This window comes from Sphingomonas sp. URJC2 (assembly GCF_059803575.1).
On sequence record NZ_JAPFGX010000002.1, the window covers coordinates 160121 to 184134 of the forward strand.

A 24014-nucleotide genomic window follows, 5' to 3' on the forward strand; every position below is an offset into this window, starting at 1 on the left:
CGGCGATCAGCGCGCCAGGCCCGCCGGGGCGAGCGGCAGGGCGGCGTCGATGGTGCGCGCGGCGGCATTGAAGCGTGCGCTTTCGGTCGAGCCGAAGCGGGCGAGGAACTGTGCCTCGCTCAGCCCCTCGGGCGCGCGGGCCAGTGCTGCCGGCAGCAACAGCTCGTCATCGGCGCGGGCGAGCAGGGCGGCGGCCTCGGCGGCGCGCGCCGGATTGCCCAGCGCCTCGGCGGCGTGCATGCCCGACCGGTCGGCGGCGAGATCGACAAAGCTGAACCCCGATCCGCTCGGCAGGCTGTCCGCCAGCTCCTTCCACTGGCCGATCGCCCGTGCGGCATCGCGGCCGAAGGCGGCGGTCAGCGCCGCCGACAGCGCCCAATGCTTCGCCAGATCGGTCCGCCCGCCAAGCACCGGATCGGCCAACCTTGATCCGCTGAAGCCCGCTGGGCAGCTGCGCCGCGCGGCGGCGGCAAGTTCGGGCAGCAGATCGTCGCCGCGTTCGGGCACCGCGCGCAGCGCCAGCGCCGCCAGCCGTGCGCGATGAGCATCGCGCGTCGCCAGCGGATCGGCGAACAGCCGCCGGATCTGATCGGCCAGCCGGGGCGGGGCGCCGGCCCCGGCCGCACGGTCGGCGGCGATCAGCGCGCAATAGCGCCGCGCCGCATCGGCAGTGTCGAAGCCGCTTCCCCCGGCCTTGAGCGCCGTGTCGATCAGGCCGGTGCGCGGCGGCAGGCTGACCCGCGCGACCAATGCGCCGTCGCCAATCTCCACCCGCTGCACCAGCCGGTCGAGCGGCGGCAGATCGGCACCCCGCCGCCGGCCCAGCCACAGCGCCGCGCGGATCGCCGCCCGGCTGAGCGCGCGCGGTAGCGGCAGCCGCCCGATCCGGGCATCGACCGGCGGAAAACCCTGCGCGCTCGGCAGCGCCGATGCGCGGATATTGACCCACAGGCCCAGCGGCAGCGGCACGCTGGCAACCGCCTGCACCCGCCCGCCGACGATTTTCAGATCGACATGGCGTCGCCCGCTGGCATCGCCCGCTAGCGCGGCGATGCCCGCCAGCATCGCATTGTCGATCATCACCATGCCGTTGTCGGTGCCGCGCGCCGCCTTCAGCGCGGCGATGGCGGCGCGGCCGGCAGAAACGTCCTGCGGGGAGGGGGCGGCGCGGCCCGGCGCCGCGGGCGCGGTCGACAGCAACAGCCAGGCGGCAAGCAGCAACACCGCGGCGGCGATTGCCAGCCAGCGCTTCAGCCTTGCGCGCGAATGAGCCTCAGTGATCGCCGCTGTCCTTTTCCCTACCGGCCGTTATGCGTCCGGCCCCCGACCTATGCCTCATGCCCCGGCCTTGCGCGGGCAATCGCCGCGCGCAAGGCCGGGGGGATGAAGCGGGCCGGCGTCGCGGTCAGCGGCCGAGCAGCACCCGCGCCTGACCCGCAATCTGGGCGAGCATCGCCGAGTTGGGCGCGGCGGTGGCACGGGCGCGGCGGACCAGTTCGCGGAACTGGGTGACGCGCTGCGCCTGCTGGTCGAGCCATGCCGCGACCCGCGCCTGCGGATCGCCGGCCGGCGCGCGGGCGAGGAAATCCAGCCGCATCTGCTGGAAATCGCGGGCGAGGCCCGAGGCAAGCAGCCTTTCCCACGGATCGGTCGGGCTGAGCCGGTTGGCCGTCGCCTGCGCCCAGTCCAGCCCCAGCGCCTCGCCCAGATGGGTGAAAGCGCGGGTGAGCACGATCTCGTCGGTGCCGGTTGCAGCACCCAGTGCGGCGAGGCCGATTGCCCCGTCCATGTCGTGCAGCCGGGCGACGCGGCGGACGATCTCGACCGGCGCACCGGTCGCGGTCAGCCGGTTGACGAGCGTCTGCGATGCCGCTTGCGCCTCTTCCTCCAGCAGCGCTTCGACATCCGCGCCCAGCCGGGCAATGCCGGGCTGGAGCCGCGCGACCAGCGTGCCCGGCTGCGCCCCCGGATCATGGGCGCGCAGCAGATCGGCCATTTGCAGCCGGACGCCGCCGGCGACCGCGTCGAGCAGCGCGAGGCGGCTGGCCTCGGCCATCGGTGCGGCGTCGATATCGGCCCACAGCGCGGGCAGGCCGAACAGCCGTTCGGCAGCCACAAAGGCGGCGGCGATGTCGCCCAGCGCGGCGCCTTCTTCCTCGGCCAGTTCGAACGGATGGATCATGCCCAGCCGGTTGACGATGCGGTTGGCGATCTTGGTCGCCAGAATCTCGCTGCGCAGCTGATGCTGGCCGATGGCGGCGGGGAAACGCTCGCGCATTTCGGCCGGGAAGGCGGCGAGCAGATCGCTGTCCAGCGTCGGATCCTGGCCCAGCGTGGTATGCTCGATCGCATCCTGCAGCGCGAGCTTGGCCGTCGACAGCAGCACCGCCAGTTCGGGCCGGGTCAGCCCCCGGCCTTCCTGCGCGCGGCGCAGCAGCTCGTCATTGGCGGCCAGCCCTTCGACCGCGCGGTCGAGCCGTCCGGTCGCTTCGAATGTCTCGATGAGCCGGATGTAGGACGGCAGCCGGTCCGCGCCGCCGGTCTCCGCAATCGACAGCGCCAGCGTCTGCTGGCGATTGTCGTTGAGCACCAGCTCGGCGACATCGTCGGTCATCCGCGCGAGCAACGCGTTGCGGTCGTCGAACGCCAGCCGGCCTTCGGTCATTTCGCGGTTGAGCGCGATCTTGATGTTGACCTCATTGTCCGAACAATCGACCCCGGCCGAGTTGTCGATGAAGTCGGTGTTGATCCGCCCGCCCAGCGCCGAAAAGGCGATGCGCGCCGCCTGGGTGACGCCCAGATTGGCCCCTTCGCCGATCACGCGCGCGCGCACATCCTCGGCATTGACGCGCAGCGCGTCATTGCCCGGATCGCCGACCTCGCTGTTCGATTCAGCGCGCGCCTTCAGATAGGTGCCGATGCCGCCGAACCAGATCAGGTCGACCGGGGATTTGAGGATCGCGGAAATGAGCGCCGCCGGCTCCCACTGCGCCTCGCTGAGGCCCAGTGCCGCCTGCGCCTCGGCCGACAGGGTGATCGTCTTGGCGGTGCGCGCAAACACGCCGCCGCCGCTCGAGATCAGCTTTTCGTCATAATCGGCCCAGCTCGACCGGGGCAGGGCGAACAGCCGTTCGCGCTCCGCCCAGCTCGTCGCCGGATCGGGATCGGGATCGATGAAGATGTGGCGATGGTCGAACGCCGCGACCAGCTTGATCGCCTTGGACAGCAGCATCCCGTTGCCGAACACGTCGCCCGACATGTCGCCGCAGCCGGCGACGCGGATGCTCTGCGTCTGCACATCGACGCCCATTTCGGCAAAATGCCGCTGCACCGACACCCAGCCGCCCTTGGCGGTGATGCCCATCGCCTTGTGGTCATAGCCCTGCGACCCGCCCGAGGCGAAGGCATCGCCCAGCCAGAAACCGCGTTCGAGCGCGATGGCGTTGGCGACATCGGAAAATGTCGCCGTGCCCTTGTCGGCGGCGACGACGAAATAGGGGTCGGCCCCGTCGCGGGGCACCACCGCATCGGGGTGGCGCACCTCGCCCTGCACGATATTGTCGGTAATCGACAGCAGGGTGCGGATGAAGATGCGGTAGCTTTCGGTGCCTTCGGCCAGCCAGGCATCGCGGTTGGACGGTGCCGGCAGCTGCTTGGGGAAAAAGCCGCCCTTGGCCCCGGTCGGCACGATCACGGCATTCTTCACCCGCTGCGCCTTCATCAGGCCCAGAATCTCGGTGCGGAAATCGTCGCGCCGGTCGGACCAGCGCAGGCCGCCGCGCGCGACCGGGCCGGCGCGCAGGTGAATGCCCTCGACGCGCGGGGAATAGACCCAGATTTCGCGCCACGGGCGCGGCGCGGGCAGGCCCGGCACCTGTGCGGAATCAAGCTTGAACGCCAGCGCCTCGGCCGCGGCGGGCGCAAAGGCGTTGGTGCGCAGCGTCGCGGCCACCACGCCGCGCAGATGGCGCAGGATGCGGTCGTCATCGGCCGCCGCCACCTTGGCCAGCCCGGCCTCGATCATCGCGGCTGCCGCGTCGGCCGCGGCGTCGGCCGCTGCGGCATCGCCCTGACGGGCGGGATCGTGACGGGCGTCGAACAGCGCGGTGATGCCTTCGGCGACATCGGGCGCGCGGCGCAGCGCGTCGACGACCGTCGCCAGCCCATAGGACAGGCCGGTCTGGCGCAGATAGCGGAACCAGGCGCGGAACAGCACCACCGCGCGCGGGGCCATGCCGTTGGACACGATCAGCCGGTTGAAGGCGTCGTTTTCCGCCGCGCCCGACAGCACGGCGGCGATGGCCGGTTCGATCTGGTCGGCGCGGGCGAGCAGCGCTTCGGCGGCCCCTTCCTCGACCTCCAGCAGGAAGTCATGGACGCGGCCCAGCCCGTCGTCGAGCGTTGCCGGTAGTTCCTCGATCACCTTGAAGCCGAAATTCTCCAGCGCCGGCACCGCGTCCGACAGCGCGACGCTGCCGCCGACATTGAAGATTTTGAGCCGCAGCTGGCCATCGCCGTCATGCGCCATGCGGTGCAGGCGCACGTCGCGCGCCTCGCCGGCCAGAGCCGACAGCCGCAGAATGTCGCGCGCCGCTTCTGCCGGGGCATAGCGGGCGCGGTAATGCGGCGGGAAGGCATGGGCATAGCGCAGCCGGAGCCGTGCCGCCCGGCCGGGATCGCCAAGCTCTGCGAGCACCGCCTCGATCGCGGGTGCCCAGTTGCGCACCATGTCGCTGATCCGCTGATCGAGCGCCTCGACATCGGGCAGCTTGCCGCCATCACGAATGTCGAGCGTGTAGCGGATGAGCGCCAGATCGCCGCTTTCCAGCGCGACGCCCCAGTTCAGGATCGTCGCGCGCGATTCCTCGGCCAGCATCCGGCCGATGGCGACGCGGCGCGCCGTCGTCAGATCGTCGCGCGGCAGCCAGACAAAGGCGAAGATATGCCGCGCCAGCGCGCTGCGGATCATCACCAGCTTGGGGCGCGGCCGGTCGGCCAGCGACATGAAGGTAAGCGCGAGCGTTTCCAGCTCTGCCGGCAGAAAGGCGGTCAGCAGATCGTGCGGCAGCGCATTGAACGCATGGGCGAGCGCCTTGCCGGCATGGCCGGCGGGATCAAAGCCGTGCCGTTCCTGCAACCGGGCAAGGCGCGCGCGCAGCACCGGGATCTTGCCCGGCGCGCTGGCGAGCGCGCTCGACGTCCACAGCCCGGCATGGATCGACAGGCCGCTGATCCGCCCGTCCTCGCGTTCGGGCACCAGCAGCAGGTCGAGCGGCGCGCGGCGATGCACGGTCGAGATCAGATTGGATTTGATCAGCAGCGGCGCTTCGCCGCCCTGTTCGAAATGGGCGATGGCCCGCTCGATCGAACCCTTGGTCAGCAGATCCTGCCGGTCGGACCGGGACAGGCCGAGCGCGTCGTGGCGGGCCAGATCGCGGTCGCGCCGTTCATGGCCGAGCAGGGTGAAATGATCGGCAAGGAACCAGCGCAGCAGCTCCGCGCCCTCGCCATCGGGCAGCCGGTCGGCATCGGCGCGCATCGCTTTTTTGAGCAGCGGCCAGTCATCGACGGCGGCGCGGACATTGGCGAGCACGGCGGCGAGTTCGTCGAGCAGCGCCCGGCGCTGGCGCGCATCGGCGCGCTCCAGTTCCATATAGATGATCGATTCCCGCCGCTCGCCGCTGTCGGCGGTCGGGCGGATCTCGGTCGCCACACCCTCGGCATCGCGGCGCACCGCGACGACCGGGTGGAGCAGCCGGTCGACCGCCAGATTATGCGCGCTGACCGTCGCTGCGACCGAATCCACCAGGAACGGCATGTCGTCATTGACGATCGCCAGCCGCATGAAGCGGTGCGGCCCGGCAATGGATTCCAGCTCGATCACCGGCTCGCCGGGGCGGCGGCAATCGGCGGCGCGGGCGATGAACGCGGCGGCCGCGCTGCATGCCTCGGCGTCAAAGCCGTCCAGCTCGCCGGGCAAGGCGCGGCTGAGCAGGGCATGGGAAATCGAATCGATAAGCTGTTGATCCGGCGTGTCCTGCCGGGTGCGCGTGGCCGTCGCCATAGGTCTCCGCCTGCGGTTCGCGCGCCCGTCGGATGCGGGCGCTTGGGTCCGGTCGCTATGCGCCGCTTGGCGGCGCTTCTCAACCCCGGTCGTTACGGAAAACGGGCGTTTATTTGCCGTTATCCGCTGTCTTGATCACCGCGCGGTCGACCATTGCGGCATCGGCAAGCGTGCCGACAATCCCCAGCTGGCCGGGGCCGAGCCGCCGGCCGACGAGCAGCACGAACTCCGCCTCGCCGGTTTCCATCTCCACCACGGCGCGCGGCGCGGTCTGGCGCAGCGCCGCCCGCGCCCGCGACTGGCGGTCGCGGTCGGGCCGGCCGGCGCGCAGCGCGCGTTCCGCCGCCACCACGCCCTTTAGCCCGCCGGCAAAGCGTTCGATCCATGCCGGCAGCTCGCCGGTCTGCAGGTCGAGGCGCCGGGCATGGGTGAGCACGGCGGCATATTCGGTCAGCCGCGTCTTGTCGTAATCCGCGCCGAAGACCAGCTTGACCACTGGCGTCATCGGCGCGCGCGCTTGCACGGTCAGCCCTTCTTCGGCCAGCAGCGCCTGATAGTCTTCGGCATGATCTTCGGCCGCCAGCGCGAAATCATAGGCGCGGCCAAGCGCTGCATAGAGCGCGCCATGCGCCCGGGCCTGCGCGCTGCGGGCCTGATCGGCGCTTTCGCGTGCCGAGGCCAGCCAGTCCCACAGCCGGTCGCCGGCCACGGGCGCGGGCGCATCGCCGCTGGCCTCGTCCTCGCCGGTCAGCCCGGCAAAGCTGGGCGCGGCATGGGGGCCGTCGGCCCAGACCGGGGCGGTCGCCGGGCCGCGCGGCGCGGCCTTCAGCGCGTCATGGATTTCGCGCGACAGCGCCTCGGTCATCGCGTCGGCGGCGATATGCTTCCAGTTGATCACGCCATAGACGAAATCGATGCTGTCATTGTCGGACGAAAACGGCATCAAAATGCCGCGATACAGCGTCTGCAGCCCGTCTTTGTTGACGAACTCCGCCTCGAAGCCGACCGGCGCGCGATTGGCGATGATCTGCAGATAATGGTCGGTCAGCCGCGACAGCAGCGACCGCGGCGGCACTTCGGCGATCGACCGCACAGTGGCGGCGGCGCCCGATTCCTCGCGCAGGCTGCGGCCCAGCCAGGCGATGCGCGGATTGTCGATGCCGGCGGTGAAATCGAGCAGGACGCTGTTCGGCCCGAAATCCTCGATGCTCGCCGGCTCCAGATCCTCAATCGACGGATAGGCGCGCCCGCCCAGCAGCGACACCCAGTAATTATAAGCGCGCACATGCATGCGCCGCTCGTCCCCGCCAATGACCGGGGGCGGCGCGTCGGCAATCTCGTCCTCGAGCAACAGCTCGTCCCGTTCGTCGAAGCCGCGCATCTCGTCCATGACCATCCCCCAGGGCCTAAGCCCGTCGATTGTGCCGTCGCCATGGTAAATGAAGGGTAAAGAGCGCCGCCAAACAACTCCGGTTTCGCCCGTGTTCATCCCCGGCTTGCAAGCCCGGCCCGAGGCTGGTAACGGCCTGCCTCCCGCCACGGGCGTGCTTCGGCTGCGCAGCCGGCAGAGCATGACCCTGGCGATGTTCGGGCCACCCCGCCAGCCCCGGACAGGCTTGAAGCGGCGGAACGTGGGTTGTACGGACGGAACAAGGGTCAAGCCGCTTTAGCTCAGTTGGTAGAGCATCGCATTCGTAATGCGGGGGTCACAGGTTCGAGTCCTGTAAGCGGCACCATTCCACGGATTTTTGCATCGAGCAGGCAGCATCGCTCAGGCCCGGCCGGTCGGGGCCGCCGCGTGCGCGGGCGGCTGGGCCTTCCCGAACCGGCGCTGACGCAAAACTGTCGTGAAGCTGACGCTGATCTGTAGCGCAAAGGTTGCGGAAGCGTCTTGAATCGCGCCTATCGGCCATCCCCGACGCCAGAACTGGCAAGGGGGACTTCACATGACCAGCTTCATTTTCCGGCGCGCGCCGCTGCGCGTGTCGGCCAGGGCCATTTTGATGACCGGCGCGGCGCTTGCGCTCCCGGCGGCGGTGCATGCGGCGGGGATCGACGATCCGGTGATCGCCGAGGATGACGCCGCAACCATCATCGTCACCGGTGCCCGCCCGATCGCCGAATCCGAGGCGGCGGCGCTGCTCGTCCAGAAGAATTCAGACTCGCTCGTCTCGGTCGCGGCGGCGGACTCTGTCGGCCGCCTCCCCGACCAGAACATCGCCCAGGCGGCCAGCCGGCTGCCCGGCATCGCGGTCGAACGCGACCAGGGCCAGGCGCGCTATATAAGCCTGCGCGGCGCGCCCAATTACTGGACCAGCCTGTCGTTCGACGGGATCAACGTCGTCAGCCCCGAAGGGCGCGACGCCCGGTTCGATTCCGTGCCCTCGGCCATCGCCTCGCAGATCGTGGTGTCCAAGGCGGTGACCCCGGACATGCCGGGCGAAACCGTGTCGGGCAATGTCAACATCGTCACGCGCTCGGCCTTTGATTACAAGGGGCTGTATGTCGCCGCGCGCGGTGCCGTGGGCCGTGCCGAACTCGGCAACCGGCCCGAATATGAAGGCTCGCTGGTGCTCGCCGACCGGTTTCAGGCCGGGGCCGGCGAAATCGGCGTCGTCGTCTCGGGCAGCTATTTTGAACGCAATATGGTGACCGACAATTTCGAGACCGACTGGGAACAGGTCAGCCAGGACCGCCGCCCGGGGTTCGAAAGCCGCTTCTGGGCGCGCGAGACCGAGAACAAGCTCTACCGGCTGACGCGCCGCAATTATTCGCTGACCAGCCGGCTGGACTGGGAACCGGATGCCGACAACCGCATCTCGCTGCGGTCGATCTACACGGCGTTCACCGACGACGAAGCGCGCGACAATTACATTTTCGATCTCGACGACCGCCAGTCCGATCTCGTGGTCAACACCGCGCCCTGCACGACCAGTTCGAACCCGACGCCGACGACCACCGGCTATGCCGATGTCTGCACCGGCAGCACGCCGTTTTTCGGGCGCGTCTATGGCATCGACATCAACCAGCGTTCGACGCTGCGCGCGTTCCGCCAGTCGATCCACACCAACACGATCGAGGGCAGCCATGGCTTTGGCGACGGGTGGAAGCTGAACTGGCTGGGCAATTACACCCGCTCGCGCGATGACCGTTCGGTGGTGGGCGAGGCGCGCTGGGACAGCCCGTCGACCCGCACCGCGCGGCCGACCGTCGAATATGACTTCCGCGATCCGCAACTGGCGCGGGTGTCGCTGTTCACGACGCTCCAGCTGGCCAGCCCGACGCGGTTCCAGGCCGGCGATCCGGTGCGCGCGATCGACAGCTTTGCCAAGCCGCTCAGCTCGTTCCGCGTGCTCGATGCGGTCGACACCACCGATGCCTATACGGCGAAGTTCGTCATCGCCCGCAACACCGCATTGCTCGGCGCCGATGCGACGCTCAAGCTCGGTTTCCAGTTCGATCAGCGCACCAAGACGGTCGACGAGAACGAGATCCTGCGCACCAGCGCCGCCGATTTCGCCGCCATCGGGCTGCCGACCAGCTATCAGGCCGCCTCGCTCGACAAGGCGTTTCTGGGTGAAATCCCGCTTGGTTACGATTTCGGCTACTTCAACACCGATCTGGTTCGTGATGCCAGCCGCGCTGCACGCCGCAGCTTTGCCGCCACGCCGGTCACGGGCAATCTCTACGATGTGCGCGAACAGGTCTATGCCGGTTTTGCGATGGGCACGCTGCGCTATGACTGGGGCTCGATCGTCGGCGGGGTGCGCGTCGAGCATCTGCGCAACCGCGGCACCGCCACCGCCCAGATCGGCGGCCAGAACCAGCAGCTGACCGCGACCAGCAGCCAGACGCTCGCTTTCCCCAGCCTGCATGTGAACTATAATATCGACGACCAGAAAAAGGTGCGGCTGTCGTTCAACAGCGGGGCCGCGCGCGCCGATTACGATCAGCTGCGCCCCAACGTCACGATCAACGATGCCAATCTGACGATTTCGGGCGGCAATCCGGCGGTCAAGCCCGAACGCGCTTACGGCCTTGACGCCTATTTCGAATGGTATGTCCGCCCGCAGGGCTTTCTGATGCTCGGTGCCTTCTACAAGCGGGTCGAGGATGTGCTTTACGTCCAGCGCCGCACCTTTGGCTCCGATGCGCTCAACTTTGGCGGGGTCGACCGCTCGGGCTATGTGTTCAGCGGCATCACCAATGGCGGCGGCGGCCGCATCTTCGGGGTCGAGGCGGCGGCGCAGCTGCAGATCGAACCCTGGACCGCGGATCTCGGCCTGCCCGACTGGATGGGCGGCTTTGGCGTGTCGGCCAATGTGACGCTCAACAACAGCCGCGTCACCAAGCCGGCCGTCTCCGGCGTCGCGCAGCGCCGCGTGCGCCTGCCGGGCACGTCGGACATGGTCTACAATATCGGCGGCTATTACGAGAAATACGGCCTGTCGCTGCGCCTGCAATATCAGCGGCGCAGCAAGTGGCTCGACGGCATTGCCGATACCGCCGTCGATGCCGGCGACACCTATTGGGCGGCCGATGACGAACTGGATTTCTCCGCCCGCTATGCGGTGACGCCGCAGGTCGAATTGTTCGTCGATGCGTCGAACCTGCTCGACAATCCGGGCCGCCGCTTCTCCGATCCCGGCAGCGTGCTGACCGCATCGGGCATCTCGACGCGCTCGACCGACCGCTACACGATCGAATGGGAACGCTTCGGCCGGCGCTTTACCGGCGGCGTGCGGGTGACCTTCTGATGCGCGCACCCTGGTTGCGCGGCCTGCCCGTCGCGGCGTTGATCGCCGGTGGCATGGCAGGGGCGACGCCCCCGACGCCGGCTCCGACCGTCAGCGTGACTGCGCGCGGCGAGACCGCGCCGGTCGGCACGGCGGCGGCCGATGCCGCCGATGATCCGGCGATCTGGCGCAACCGGCGCGATCCTGCCGCCAGCCTGATCGTCGGCACCGACAAAAAGGCCGGGCTGCATGTCTACGGGCTGGATGGCCGGTCGCGGCACTTCCTGCCCGACGGGCGGCTCAACAATGTCGATCTGGTCGATCTGGGCCGGGCCGGGGTGATCGTCGTCGCGTCCGACCGCAATGACGAGGCGACGGCGCGGCTGCGGCTCTACCGGCTCGATACCGGGGCGGCGCGGCTGATCCCGCTCGGCATGGTGCCGGGCGGGGCGGGGGAGGCCTATGGCGTCTGCCTGATGCGCGACCGCACCGGCCTTTACGCCTTTTCGGTGCTCAAGCATGGCGCGATCCATCAGGTGCGGATCAGCCTGTCGGGCACGGCCCCCGAAGGGACAATCGTGCGCAGCCTGGCACTCCAGACCCAGACTGAGGGCTGTGTCGTCGATCCGCGCAGCCGGACCCTGTTCGTGGGCGAAGAGGATCGCGGCATCTGGGCGTTCGATGCGCGGGCCGACGGGGCCGTTCAGGGCCGGCTGGTCGCGCCGGTCGACGGTGTGCAGCTGGTCGCCGATGTCGAGGGGCTGGCGCTGGCCCCGCGCGGCCGGCGCGGCGGCTGGCTGATCGCGTCGAGCCAGGGCGACAATGGCTATGCGCTTTACCGCCTGCCCGATCTCAGCCCGGCCGGGCGTTTCAGGATCAACGCCGGCACGCTGGGGGCGGTCGAGGAAACCGACGGCATCGCCTTTGCGGCGGGAAGTTTCGGCAAGACGTTCGGCACCGGCCTGTTCGTCGCGCAGGACGGGCACAATGCGCCGGCGGCCCAGAACTTTAAGCTGGTGGCCTGGCGCGACGTGATGCGCGCACTGGCAGCGAAATAGGGGACGCCATGGCAAGGGCGGGGCGGCAGGCCCTGCCAGTCCCGGCCGGACGGGCTGTTACCGGCCGACCGCCTGGCGGACGGCCGGTTCGGGCTGGGCGAGCAGTTCGCCGGGCTTGTCCCACAGGAAACCCTGGCCGAAATCGGCCCCGAGGGCGAGCGCCTCGCGGCGGTGCAGCTCGCATTCGATGCCCTCGATGGTCGCCGCCATGCCGTTTGCATGGCAGAAGCTGACGACCTCGCGCAGCATCGACATCGAGATTTCGCCGGCGCAGGCGCTCCAGAAAATATCCTTGTCGATCTTGATCTCGGCCAGTGGCAGGCGGGTCAGCCGTTCATAGCTGGTCGTGCCGCGCCCGAAATCGTCAAGCGCCATGCGGAAGCCGAGCATTGCCAGCCGGCTGGCCGCGCGCGCCAGCTGATGCGCCTGTTCGAGCGAGGCATGTTCGGTCAGCTCGACCAGCAGCATCGAGGGGGGCAGGCCGGCATCGCGCACCAGCGCCTCGACCATGTCGAGAAACGCCGGATGGCACAAAGTCTGCGGGTTGCAGTTGACCGAGATCGGCACCGCCGACCCGGCCTCGTTGAGCCGCTGCCACGCCGCGATGCTTTCCAGAAACACCTTGCGCGTGAGCTGAAGCTGGAGATCGAGCGGCACCGCCGCGCCGAACATCAGTTCCGGGCTGACAAAGCGTTCGCCGGCCAGCCGGGCCAGCGCCTCATAGCCGGTGATGACCCCGCGCTTCAGATCGCGCTTGGACTGAAACACGACGCGCAACCGTTCGACCAGCGTGCCATCGGCGATCGCCGCCTGAATGAGGCCGGCATCATCGGCATTGGGATCGGGGCCGCCGGGCACGAACCGGTCGAGGACGTCGACCAGTTCGCGCCCCGTATAGGGCTTTTCGAGCGCGCCGAGCACCGCGATGCCCGCCGCCTTGGCGCAGGCGACGGCGGCGGCGATGATCTTTTCGCTCTGCCCGCTGGCGATGATCAGCTGGGCGTGGCGGCGCGACCGGGAAATGTCGTCGATCGTCGTAAAGCCGTCATGGCCGGGCATGTTGAGGTCGAGCACGATCACTTCGGCCTGGTCGTCGCGCCGGTCGGCCTCGGCCAGCGAGGGCCGCCAGACGGCCGGATAGCCGCGCAGGACAAGCGTCATCTGCAGCGTTTCGCCGACCGCCTCGTCATCGTCGATCACCAGGATGCGCGGCCGGGTCATGCAGCGTGCCCGATCGCGGCCTTGCGCCGGCGCAGGATCGTTTCTGGCAAGCGGACCGTCAGCACTGCGCCTCCCCGTTCACCGTCGCGGATCGTGAGCGACCCGCCGACTTCCAGCATGATCTGCCGTGAAATGTACAGACCAAGCCCGGTTCCCTTTCCTGCCGCCTTGGTGGTGAAGAAAGGGTCAAAAGCGCTGTGGGCGGCATCCTTGCCAAGGCCGATGCCGGTGTCATGCACCGAAATGTCGATCCCGCCATCCCCTTCGGCGACCAGAATGTCGATCCGGTCGGCGCTGCTGCGGGCCGGGCCATGTTCGCGCCGGCTGGCGATCGCGTCGAGGCTGTTCTGGATGGCGTTGACGATGATCTGTTCCAGCGCGACGCGCGGCATGGCGGCAAGCACGGGCACCGGCAGCGCCGATCCGATCCGCAGCCGCACATCCTGCGCGACGAGCAGCGGGCGCATGAAGTTGGTCGCCGCCGTCACCGCCTCGACCAGTTCGAACGGCTCGCCATCGCCCGAATCGATGCGGCCATAGCGCGAAATGCGGTCGATGATCGCGCGGGCGCGTGCGACCTGTTCCTCGATCCGGCGCAGCTTGCGGGCAATGTCCGGGCCGGCCGGATGGTCATGCGCCTCAAGCTGCATCAGCCCGTTTTCGGCGGCGAGCGCGATGGTGAACAGCGGCTGGCGCAGTTCGTGGCTGAGCGCGGAGGCCATGCCGCCCAGATCGGTCAGCCGGGCCTGGTGCATCATCATGTCCTCGGCCACCTTGGCCTGGCGCAGCCGCAGGAAGCAGCCGCCGCTCCACCGGCCATAGCCCTGATTGTCGCGCAGCACGGCCAGAAACCAGTCGGTCGGCGGCCGGTCCTTGATGCGCAGCTCGACGATCGCCTCGCTCTGCGCGCAGACATTGGTGAAGCTCTGCTGGTCGGCGTCATGCACGGAAATCGTAATCGTCTGCCGCCCGGTTTCGCGGTCAAGCGAGACGAAGCGCAGCACCCCCGCCGCCACATCGTAGGAGATATCCGCGACAAGGATCAGATCGATGCTCTGTTTCAGCTTGGCGATGGCCTTGGAGATCGCGTCGCGTTCGGCCAGCGCCTCGGTGAAGCTGTTGTTTTTCTCAACGAACATCGACACCGGCCGCTGGAACTCGACAAAGGGCATCTGCTCGCGGGGCTGGAGGCCGGGCTCGCCGAAATGGCTGAGCATGCCGTCCCATGCATCGAGCGAGCGGTCGAGCCGGCGCTTCAGCCACAGGTTGATCGCAATGCCGATGGCGACCACAAGGCTGAAGCCGAGCAGATCGGTCAGCAGGCGCGTATAGGCGGCGAGCGCGAACGGCCTGAGCGACGACGCATAGGTCGCGGCCATGCCGGTTCCGGGCACTGCGATGGTCCGCACATGGCAGGCCGTGACCCAATAGGCGAAGGTCGACTGGTCGTTGACCGCCGGCTGGTCACGATCGTCGAAATGCTTGCAGTCGAGCAGGCGCTTCAGATCGTCAGTCGCCGGCAGCTTTGTTCTGTCCGGCACGACCAGCAGCCGCGCCGACACATTCTCCGACACGAAATCATGCATGCCCCACAGCGACCTGGGATGATGATGCTCCGCAGTGACGAGCAGCGCGACATGGCGGCTGATGTCCTGCCGGGTCGATTCGAAGCTGGTGGCGAAGCGGCGCACTTCGCCGACGAACAGCATCGTCGTTGCCGCCGCGCCGAACAGCAGCGAGGTGACGTATATGGCCGAACTCAGGCTGACCGTGCGGCGGCGGCGGATCGCCAGCGTCACCGGATCGACGATGAAGCACAGGGCGAGCATGTCGGCGATGGTCGCGAACAGCGTGTCGTTGATGACCTTGCGGATCACGACGACGCCGGCCAGCGACGGCGGCGCGCCATATTGCAGCCACAGGAATCCGAACCCGATCACCGTGCCCGCGGTGATTGCGAACAGGCCGGTCGCCTCGGCCATCGTCCGATTGCGGCGCACGAACCGGTCGACCACCACGACATGGCCGATGGCAAGCAGAATCGAGACCGGATGGCCCCACCAGCCCCAGCTCGGCATCATGAACACCGTCGCCGCCAGGATGCCGGCGCGCAGCCCCCAGATGCGGTAGGTAAGCAGATAGAAAAGCGGGGCCAGATACAGTTCGAAGCCCGGCCCGATCACGATCCGCCAGCTGCTTGCCGCGGTCGCGGCAGCGGCGAGGGCGAACATCATCATGATCGTGACCGGCGTCGTCCGCCCGGGCATGGCGGTGTTGGCCATGGCCGGGGCTGGCCCGGAGGAGGACGTCAGCGGTGTCATGCCGCGCGCGCGCCCTGCAACAGGCCGAGCAGCCGGTTGAGGTCGACGGGCTTGGCGAGCAGCGCCGCGTCCAACTCCGCCAGCTCGTCGCGTGCGTGATCGGTGATGTCGGTCTGGCCGGTCATCAGCGCAAAGCGCAGCTGCCGCCCGGCCAGCGCCGGGTCGCGCCGCGCGCGGCGGACCAGGTCGATGCCGCTGGCGCTGCCCAGGCGGATGTCGGTCAGCACCGTCTCGATCCCCTGATGGACGCGCAACAGGCCCAGTGCGCCCTCCACCTCTCCGGCGGCCGCCGCCGGCAGGCCGCGCAGCGCCAGCCACTCGCACAGCTCCTCGCGCAGTTCCGGCTCGTCATCGACGACGAGAATGCGGGGCATGGAAGACGAGGAAGGCGCGTGTTTCAAGATACGTAGTCCCGTCGCGGCAAACGTCCCCTCAGCGAGCATCGCATGTGCCGGTTAAGACAAAGTAAATGAAACCCGGCACGCTGCGGCGTCTCGCCCGATCCCGGACGCAACTGGATCCGTTCCAGTCCCGGCTTGATCCTCTTGGCCTTTGGCCGCAACTCAGGGATTGCCGCGATGCCCGGTATCGCGATGCGGTCATTGCAAGGCCCGGCCGCATGCCCATATCCCGCCCGCAGCCGGTGCCTGCGCCAGTCCGGCGCGCCACCCCCCGGCGCGGCAGGAAAGGGGCGGGCATGGCCGGCGACAGCGACAGACGGGCAGATGAACGACGGGCCGGGGCGCCGGTGCCGACCGGGCGAATCAGCCGCCTGGCCCGGTTCGGCGGGCTGGCGGCGGGCGTGGCCGGCAACATGATCCTGGGCGGCGCGCGCGATCTGGCGCGGGGCCGGCGTCCCAGCCTGCCCGATCTGCTGCTGACCCCGGCCAATGCGCTGCGCGTCGCCGACGGGCTTGCCAATCTGCGCGGCGCGGCGATGAAGCTTGGCCAGCTGATGTCGATGGATGCGGGCGATCTGCTGCCGCCCGAGCTGACGGAGATTCTCGCCCGGCTACGCGCCGATGCCCGGCCGATGCCGCGCGCGCAGGTGCAGGCGGTGCTCGACCGCTATTGGGGACCGGGCTGGGAGGCGCGCTTTGCCGAGTTTGGCTGGACGCCGATTGCCGCCGCCTCGATCGGCCAGGTCCATCGGGCGCGGCTGACCTGCGGGCGCGATGTGGCGATCAAGGTCCAGTATCCCGGCGTGCGGCTGAGCATCGACAGCGATGTCGACAATGTCGCGACCTTGCTGGCGATGTCGCGGCTGGTGCCCGACGGGCTGGATCTGGCCCCGCTGCTCGCCGAGGCGAAGCGCCAGCTGCGCGACGAGGCCGATTATCTGCGCGAGGCCGATTGCCTGACGCGCTACCGCGCCGCGCTGGCGGATGACCCGGATTTCACCGTGCCGGGGCTGGTCGAGGAACTGGCCCGCCCGGCGGTGCTGGTGATGGATTATGTCGCCGGCGTTCCCATCGAGGCGGCGGAAACCGCGCCGCAGGCCGAGCGCGACCGGCTGGCGACGGCGCTGATCCGGCTGGTGCTCGATGAACTGTTCCGCTTCGGCCTGATGCAGACCGACCCCAATCTGGCAAACTTCCTTTATGATCCGGCCACCGGGCGGGTGATCCTGCTCGATTTCGGGGCGACGCGGACCATCGCGCCGGCGATGACCGAGGGCTATCGCACGCTCGGCCGGGCCGGGCTGGGCGGCGACGAGGCGGCGGTGTGGGCGGCGGCCGAGTCGCTGGGCCTTGTCCATCCGCGCGTGCCCGCCGAGCGCAAGGCCGAGATTCTGGCGCTGGCCGATATGGCGATGGCCCCGCTGCGCGCCGGCGGGCGGTTCGATTTCGCCGATCGCGGCTTTGCCGAGCGGATGCGCGATCAGGGGCTGGCAATGGCGAAGCGGCGCGAGCTGTGGCACGTCCCCCCGGCCGAGGCGTTGTTCGTGCAGCGCAAGCTGGGCGGCGTCTATCTGATCGCCAGCCGGCTGGGCGCGGTCGTCGATATGGGGGCGCTCGTCGCCCCGCATCTCTGACCGGAAAGGGGGCGGCCGATGCGGCGCTGGCTGTGGCACGGGGCGGGGATGGTGGCGGTTGCGCTGGGCGTGATCGGCATGGCGCTGCCGATCCTGCCGACGGTGCCGTTCATGCTGCTCGCCGCTTTCTGCTTTGCGCGCGGCAATCCGGCGCTGGAGGCGCGGATTCTGGCTGATCCGCGTTTCGGCCCGCCGATCCGCGCCTGGCGCGAGCGGCGCGCCATCGGCCGCAAGGCCAAGCTGGCGGCGGCGCTCGGCCTTGGCGGCAGCGCGGTGATCGGCCTTGTCGCCCTGCCGCTGCCCTGGGGGGCGGCACCGCTGATCGTCGCACTTGTCTGTGGCGGCTTCATCCTGACCCGGCCCGACGCCTGACTGCGTTTTTTGGGCATCGCGCTGGCCTGCGGCCATGATAGGGCGCGGCCGTGACCGATGCCGTTTCCAGATTTGACGCGATCATCCTCGGTGCCGGGGCCGCCGGGCTGATGTGCGCGGCGACCGCCGGCCAGGCCGGGCGGCGCGTGCTGCTGATCGACCATGCCGACGAACCGGGGCGCAAGATCCTGATTTCGGGCGGCGGGCGCTGCAACTTCACTAACATCCACACCGCCCCCGACCGGTTTCTGTCGGCCAATCCGCATTTCGCCCGCTCCGCGCTCAGCCGCTATGGCGCGGAGGATTTCATCGCGCTGGTCGACCGCCATGGCATCGCCTGGCACGAAAAGACGCTGGGCCAGCTGTTCTGCGACGGATCGGCGCGCCAGATCGTCGCCATGCTGGTCGAGGAATGCGGGGCGGGCGGGGTCGAGCTGCGCTGCGGCACGCCGGTGACGGCGGTTGCGCATGGCGACGGGCTGTTCCGCGTCGATCACGGCGGGCGCATCGCCGCTGCGCCCGCGCTGGTCATCGCGACCGGCGGGCCGTCCATCCCCAAGATCGGGGCGACCGGTTTCGCCTATGACCTTGCGCGCCAGTTCGGGCTGAAGCTGGTCGAGCCGCGTCCCGCGCTGGTGCCGCTGACCCTGTCGGGCGAAGAGGCGCTGTTCCGCGAGCTGTCGGGCGTGTCCGCCCCGGTTGTCGCGCGCGCCGGGCAGGGGGTGTTCGCCGAAGCGGCGCTGTTCACCCATCGCGGCCTGTCCGGCCCCGCCATCCTGCAAATCTCGTCCTATTGGCGGCCGCGCACGGCGGTGACGATCGATTTTCTGCCCGGGCGCGCGGCTGACTGGCTGGTCGCAGCCAAGCGCGAACGCCCGCGCCAGCATCTCGGCCGGCTGCTGCGCGAGGCGCTGCCCGAACGGCTCGCCGACCGGCTGGCCGCCGGCATCGCCGCCGATCTCGGGCTGGCGGCGGAGCTGGGCAATGCGCCCGACCGGCTGCTGCGCGCCGCCGCCGAACGGCTGGGCGGCTGGACCTTCCACCCGACCGGGACCGAAGGCTTTGCCAAGGCAGAGGTGACGGCGGGCGGAATCAGCACCGCCGAGCTGTCGTCGAAAACGATGGCGGCGCGGCGCGTGCCCGGCCTGTATGCGATTGGCGAGGCGGTGGACGTCACCGGCTGGCTCGGCGGCTACAACTTTCAATGGGCCTGGGCGAGCGGCCGGGCGGCGGGCCTCGCTCTCGCTGCGGGACAGGTCACGTAGTTTTCCGCCTTGTGCCGGGCGGCCATGTCCCCCATGGGGAACCGCTCATGACCTTTCCTGATCTTCCGGCCTCGCTTGGCGAGGCGCTTGTCGCGCGCGGCTATGCCGCCCCCACCGCCGTCCAGGCCGCCGTTCTCGAGCCGGAGGCCGCCGGCCGCGACCTGCTGGTCTCCGCCCAGACCGGGTCGGGCAAGACCGTTGCCTTCGGCCTTGCCATGGCCGCCGACCTGCTCGGCGATGCCGCGCGGCTGCCCCAGCCGGGCGCGCCGCTTGCGCTGGTGATCGCGCCCACGCGCGAACTGGCGCTGCAGGTCGCGCGCGAGCTGGAATGGCTGTACGGCCAGGCCGGGGCGCGGATCGCGCCTTGTGTGGGCGGCATGGATCCGTCGCGCGAGCGGCGCGCGCTTTATGCCGGCGCGCACATCGTCGTCGGCACGCCGGGGCGGCTGCGCGATCATCTCGAGCGCGGGTCGCTCGACCTGTCGGCGCTGCGCGTCGCCGTGCTCGACGAAGCCGACGAGATGCTCGACATGGGCTTTCGCGAGGATCTGGAGGAGATTCTCGACGCGACGCCCGAGGGGCGGCGCACCCTGCTGTTTTCGGCCACCATGCCCAAGCCGATTGCCGCGCTCGCCAAGCGTTACCAGCGCGACGCGCTGCGCATCTCGACGGTGGGCGAGGCGCGCGGGCATGGCGATATCGACCATCAGGCGATTGCGGTCGCCCCGTCCGATATCGAACATGCGGTCATCAACCTGCTGCGCTTCCACGATCCCGATACGGCGATGCTGTTCTGCGCGACGCGCGATGCGGTGCGCCATTTGCATGCCAGCCTGGTCGAGCGCGGCTTTGCCGCCGTCGCCCTGTCGGGCGAACACAGCCAGGCCGAACGCAACCGCGCGCTGCAGGCGCTGCGCGACCGCCGGGCGCGGGTGTGCGTGGCGACCGACGTTGCCGCGCGCGGGATCGACCTGCCCAGCCTCAGCCTCGTCATCCATGTCGAGCTGCCGCGCGACGCCGAAACGCTCCAGCACCGTTCAGGCCGCACCGGGCGCGCGGGGCGCAAGGGCACGGCGGTGCTGATCGTTCCCTATCCGCGCCGCCGCCGGGTGGACATGATGCTGCGCGGCGCGCGCATTCCGGTGACCTGGGCTGCCTGTCCGGGACCGGAGGAGATCCGCCTGCGCGACCGCGAGCGGCTGGCCGAGCGGCTGATCGCCCCGGTCGAGCTGGACGAGGAAGACGAGGCGATTGCCGCGATGCTGCTCGCCCAGCGTTCGCCCGCCGAACTGGCGGGCGCGCTGGTCCGCATGCACCGCGCGGCGATGCCCCAGCCGGAGGAACTGGTCGATTCCGGCCCGGCCGAGCAGGAACGCGGTCCGCGCCCCGACCGGCAGGGCGGCGGCGTCGACGCCGTCTGGTTCCGCCTCAATATCGGCCGGCGGCATCAGGCCGATCCGCGCTGGATCGTGCCGCTGCTGTGCCGGCGCGGTCATGTCGCCAAGGCGCAGATCGGCGCGATCCGCATCCTGCCCGATGAAACGCTGTTCGAAGTGCCGCGCGCCATCGCCCCGGCCTTTGCCGCCGCGTTCGCCCGCACCGCCGGGCCGGACGATGGCGATGATGTGCGGATCATGCCGCATGATGGCCCGCCGCCCGCCCCGCGCGGGCGCGGCGGCCCGCGTCCGCCGTTTCGCCCCGGCCGGGCGGGACCACGGCCCGGCCCGCGCCGCCAGCGCTGAGAAACGCCCGCGCCGCCAGCGCTGAGAAACGCCCGCGCCGCCAGCGCTGAGAAACGTCCGCGCCGCCAGCGCTGACCAGCCGTTTGCGACGACCAGCGCGGCCGGGTCCACCGGACCCGGCCCGCACGCGCGTCAGCCGGCCGGGCGCACCGGCACCGGGATGTTGCAGATATCCGCCCCGCCGGCAGGCAGGTTGAAGAACGCATCGCGGCGGTTCGCCCGCGCCTCGGCATAGCGCAGAAAGGCGGCGCTGTCGGTCGACAGATATTCGAAGCGTGGCCGTTCGGCGGCGGGCAGGGCGCTCGCCAGCCTGATCTGGCGGATCGCCACCCGCTCTGCCGGATCGGCATAGAAGCCCAGCGGCCCGGTGCCGCGCGGCAGGCTCGACAGATGTTCGATCCCGCTCACCACCCGCCCGACCAGCGCGATGTTGCGATCCAGATGGCGCGGCGCATGGCCGATCACCGCGTAAAGCTCCGCCCCCGTGCCGCGATCGGGCGCGAGATTGCGGCCGACGCCGACCATGCCATAGCAGTGCACCGGCCAGCGCGCGGCATGATCGGGCGTGCCCGCCGCCGCGACCGGCCAGCCGGCCTCGAACGCGGTATAGCCATCGGGGGTGCCGCGCGGGATCGTCAGCCCGGCAAAACGCTGCCAGCCCGGCGCATCGCCGCGCAGCTGATAGGGCGCATCGCCGGTCGGGCGCAGCCCCGCGGGCAGCGGCTTCGCCCTGGTCGGATTTTCGCCCTCGGGATCGCCCCATTGCGCGACATAGTTATCCTGCACGCGCACCACGCCCAGCCCGTCCCACCAATGCGCCGCGGCAAGGGTGCGGATATTGGCGACCCACGGCTCGGCAAAGGGCGGCGGCATCAGCTGGATGACCACACGCCGTGCCCGCCCGCGCGCATCGGCGGCAAGATCCATCACCAGCAGCTGATCGGCGGGAATGGCCACCCAGTCGGCCGCCGCCGCCCGGGCGACGATCTCGCCCGGTGACAGCGCGGGCGCAGGTGCCTCGGCGCGGGGCGGGGGCTGCACCGCAGCCGCGCCCTGCGCTGTCGCGCCCGTGGCGTTGGCATTGAGAGCGGTCGGCGCGGCAAGCGGCCCAGCCGCCAGCACAGTCAGCGTCGCGGCACCCGCCGCCAGCATCGCAAGCATCGTCATCGCCAATCGATGCCATGCCCGGCCAGACGAGGGAAGGGCGCTTGTCTCCGCCGCCGCACACGGCTAGGGACACCGACTTCCAGTGCATGCGGAGCGGTGGCCGAGTGGTCGAAGGCGCTCGCCTGGAAAGTGAGTATACGGCAAAACCGTATCGAGGGTTCGAATCCCTCCCGCTCCGCCACCATGCCTTTCAGCGGCGTTCAGCACTTTATCCAGACCTCAAAAAATGGCGCTTTTCTGCCAAGGTTCTGTCCAGCGCCTTCCGGCCGCGTGTGCCCAAAGCCATGCGTTGCAGGGGGTATTCTGGGGGTATCAGAACGCGGAGTTGGGGGTATGCTGAAGGACGTTGAAATCCGGAAAGCCAAGCCGCGCGACAAGGCGTACAAGCTCGCCGACAGCGGCGGCCTGCATCTGTTCGTGACCCCCAGGGGCCACAAATCGTGGCGACTCAAATATCGCTTTGCCGGCAAGGAAAAGCTGCTGGTCCTCGGCGCTTATCCCGACATCAGCCTCGCCGAGGCGCGGTCGCGCAGGGACGCGGCCAAAAAGCAGCTTCGCGACCATATCGATCCCGGGCTTGAGGCCAGGATGGCCAAGCTTGTCGCCGTGACCGAACAGCAGCAGACGTTCGAGACCGTGGCGCGCGAATGGCATGAAACCCAGATCGGGCGCTGGCGACCGGTTCATGCACGAGACGTGATCACGAGCCTGGAACGCGATGTGTTTCCGCATCTCGGCACGCTCCCGATGGCGCGGATCGATGAGGAACTGGTGCTGGCCGTGCTCGCCAAGGTCGAGGACCGCGGCGCGATCGAGACTGCCCGCCGCCTTCTCCAGCGTATCCAGTCCGTGTTTTCCTATGCCAGGGGCAGGAAACTGGTGCGGCAATCGCTCTCGGCCGATCTGGTCAAAAGCCTGAAACCCGTGCCGCGCGCCAAGCTGCGCCCGGCACTGATCGCGCCCGATGCCTTGCGCCGCCTTATCGCCGATGTCGATCAGGCGGGGGCAAATCCGGTCACCAAGCTGGCATCGCGGTTCATGGCGCTCACCGCGCAGCGCCCGGGCATGATCCGGACCGCGCCGTGGAGCGAGTTTTTCAACATGGATGGCTTTGCGCGGGATGATCAGTTCGATGGGCCGATCTGGATCATCCCTGCGGAGCGCATGAAGCAGGCCTTTGACCTGAGAGATGACGACACGTTCGCGCATCGTGTTCCGCTGGCACCGGAAGCGGTCGAGGTGTTGCAGGCGGTGCGCCAGCTGACGGGCCGAGGCCCATTGCCCTTCTGCTCGAACCGTTCGTCGCATGTGCCGATCAGCGAAAATGCGGTGGGGTATCTCTACAATCGGCTCGGCTATCGGGGACGCCATGTTCCCCATGGCTGGCGCGCAGCATTCGCCACCTACTGGAACGAGCGCATCGGCGCCCTGCCGATTGATGAAGTCGGGCGACGTTCGGAGCGCATGATCGTCGACCTGATGCTGGCCCATATCCCGCAGGGGCTGTCGCCGTCTGAACTCCGTTACAACCGCGCGGCGTACATGCCGCGACGGCTGGAGCTGGCGACCGAATGGGCCGCGCATCTGATGCAGGGGCAGCGGAGTGCATTCGACCTGCTCACCGGGCCGCGGCGCTAGGCGGGACGCGGGCACCGAAAAGGCGGGTGCGGCATGCTGGCGGGAGCCTGTCGCGGTGCCGAGGCGCGCTGCATGGGCTGGGGCCGCCTTTAGGTCGGGGCGTCCCGCCGATCGGTTGAAAGAGGTGTAACCTTGAGGCCATTTGAAGGACCGGTTCTGGGACTTTCCTGCCGTTCACATGTCGCCGGTTGAGCGTCAGATCCTGTCAGAAGCCGACGTTCAGCGGTTGTCGGCGCGGGGTGGCGATACGACTGAGGCTGGGCCGTTTGCGGACAGTCGGGTTGCGGCGCCACCAACCAGGGAAGCAGACGTTGAACGTTGGCATCCTCCACGGCCTGGAAGTGAGCCGCTTATCGACCGAGTGATTCAAGACCAACCTCAGGAAGACAGAGCTA

At 69.3% G+C, this 24014-nt stretch carries 14 protein-coding genes and 2 tRNA genes; 9 read left to right on the forward strand and 7 right to left on the reverse strand.

Annotated elements, in window-relative coordinates; translation table 11 throughout:
• Positions 1–6 precede the first annotated feature (6 nt).
• The 3 genes from OPU66_RS02115 to OPU66_RS02125 form a co-directional block, all read right to left on the reverse strand.
• On the reverse strand, positions 7–1224 hold the full coding sequence (locus OPU66_RS02115) for a YfiM family lipoprotein (RefSeq protein ID WP_498551941.1): 1218 nt from the start codon (positions 1222–1224) through the stop codon (positions 7–9).
• Between the two features lie 181 nt (positions 1225–1405).
• Entirely contained in the window at positions 1406–6064 is a 4659-nt protein-coding gene (locus OPU66_RS02120) for an NAD-glutamate dehydrogenase (protein WP_498551942.1), read from the reverse strand.
• Between the two features lie 109 nt (positions 6065–6173).
• The gene (locus OPU66_RS02125; protein ID WP_498551943.1) at positions 6174–7454 is read right to left on the reverse strand and encodes a PAS domain-containing protein; all 1281 of its coding nucleotides are present in this window, start codon (positions 7452–7454) and stop codon (positions 6174–6176) included.
• Between the two features lie 270 nt (positions 7455–7724).
• Here OPU66_RS02125 and OPU66_RS02130 point away from each other — a divergent pair.
• From OPU66_RS02130 to OPU66_RS02140, 3 genes are all read left to right on the forward strand, one after another.
• Positions 7725–7800: transfer RNA gene (locus OPU66_RS02130), tRNA-Thr, on the forward strand.
• A 210-nt stretch (positions 7801–8010) separates the two neighbouring features.
• The gene (locus OPU66_RS02135; RefSeq protein WP_498551945.1) at positions 8011–10821 is read left to right on the forward strand and encodes a TonB-dependent receptor; all 2811 of its coding nucleotides are present in this window, start codon (positions 8011–8013) and stop codon (positions 10819–10821) included.
• Positions 10821–11858, forward strand: a complete 1038-nt coding sequence (locus tag OPU66_RS02140) for a phytase (RefSeq protein ID WP_498551946.1) — start codon at positions 10821–10823, stop codon at positions 11856–11858. The genes OPU66_RS02135 and OPU66_RS02140 overlap by 1 nt, the downstream gene beginning before the upstream one ends.
• 57 nt (positions 11859–11915) lie before the next feature.
• Here OPU66_RS02140 and OPU66_RS02145 read toward each other — a convergent pair whose 3' ends face one another.
• Genes OPU66_RS02145 through OPU66_RS02155 form a run of 3 tightly spaced genes read right to left on the reverse strand, consistent with a single transcriptional unit; the run spans position 11916 to position 15774 of the window.
• A complete protein-coding gene (locus OPU66_RS02145) occupies positions 11916–13079 on the reverse strand; it encodes an EAL domain-containing protein (RefSeq protein ID WP_498551947.1) in 1164 nt (387 codons plus the stop codon).
• On the reverse strand, positions 13076–15400 hold the full coding sequence (locus OPU66_RS02150; RefSeq protein ID WP_498551949.1) for a sensor histidine kinase: 2325 nt from the start codon (positions 15398–15400) through the stop codon (positions 13076–13078). Before OPU66_RS02150 ends, OPU66_RS02145 begins: the two co-directional genes overlap by 4 nt.
• Positions 15397–15774, reverse strand: coding sequence for a response regulator (locus OPU66_RS02155; protein ID WP_498551950.1), 378 nt, complete (start codon positions 15772–15774; stop codon positions 15397–15399). Before OPU66_RS02155 ends, OPU66_RS02150 begins: the two co-directional genes overlap by 4 nt.
• Before the next feature lie 323 nt (positions 15775–16097).
• Between OPU66_RS02155 and OPU66_RS02160 the strand changes: the two genes are divergently transcribed.
• From OPU66_RS02160 to OPU66_RS02175, 4 genes are read left to right on the forward strand one after another with little or no spacing between them, the layout of a single operon-like run.
• Positions 16098–17435, forward strand: a complete 1338-nt coding sequence (locus OPU66_RS02160) for an ABC1 kinase family protein (RefSeq protein WP_498551951.1) — start codon at positions 16098–16100, stop codon at positions 17433–17435.
• Between the two features lie 18 nt (positions 17436–17453).
• On the forward strand, positions 17454–17807 hold the full coding sequence (locus tag OPU66_RS02165) for a YbaN family protein (protein WP_498551952.1): 354 nt from the start codon (positions 17454–17456) through the stop codon (positions 17805–17807).
• Between the two features lie 50 nt (positions 17808–17857).
• A complete protein-coding gene (locus tag OPU66_RS02170; RefSeq protein ID WP_498551954.1) occupies positions 17858–19072 on the forward strand; it encodes a BaiN/RdsA family NAD(P)/FAD-dependent oxidoreductase in 1215 nt (404 codons plus the stop codon).
• Positions 19073–19119: 47 nt separating this feature from the next.
• Complete coding sequence (locus OPU66_RS02175; RefSeq protein ID WP_498551955.1) at positions 19120–20814, forward strand: DEAD/DEAH box helicase; 1695 nt, start codon at positions 19120–19122, stop codon at positions 20812–20814.
• A 132-nt stretch (positions 20815–20946) separates the two neighbouring features.
• Here the strand turns inward: OPU66_RS02175 and OPU66_RS02180 are convergent, their stop codons facing one another.
• A complete protein-coding gene (locus OPU66_RS02180) occupies positions 20947–21987 on the reverse strand; it encodes a peptidylprolyl isomerase (protein WP_498551957.1) in 1041 nt (346 codons plus the stop codon).
• Between the two features lie 84 nt (positions 21988–22071).
• Between OPU66_RS02180 and OPU66_RS02185 the strand changes: the two genes are divergently transcribed.
• Both OPU66_RS02185 and OPU66_RS02190 read left to right on the forward strand, forming a co-directional pair.
• A tRNA-Ser gene (locus tag OPU66_RS02185) sits at positions 22072–22162 on the forward strand.
• A gap of 2 nt (positions 22163–22164) precedes the next feature.
• Entirely contained in the window at positions 22165–23619 is a 1455-nt protein-coding gene (locus tag OPU66_RS02190) for a tyrosine-type recombinase/integrase (RefSeq protein ID WP_498551958.1), read from the forward strand.
• The last annotated feature ends 395 nt before the right edge of the window (positions 23620–24014 follow it).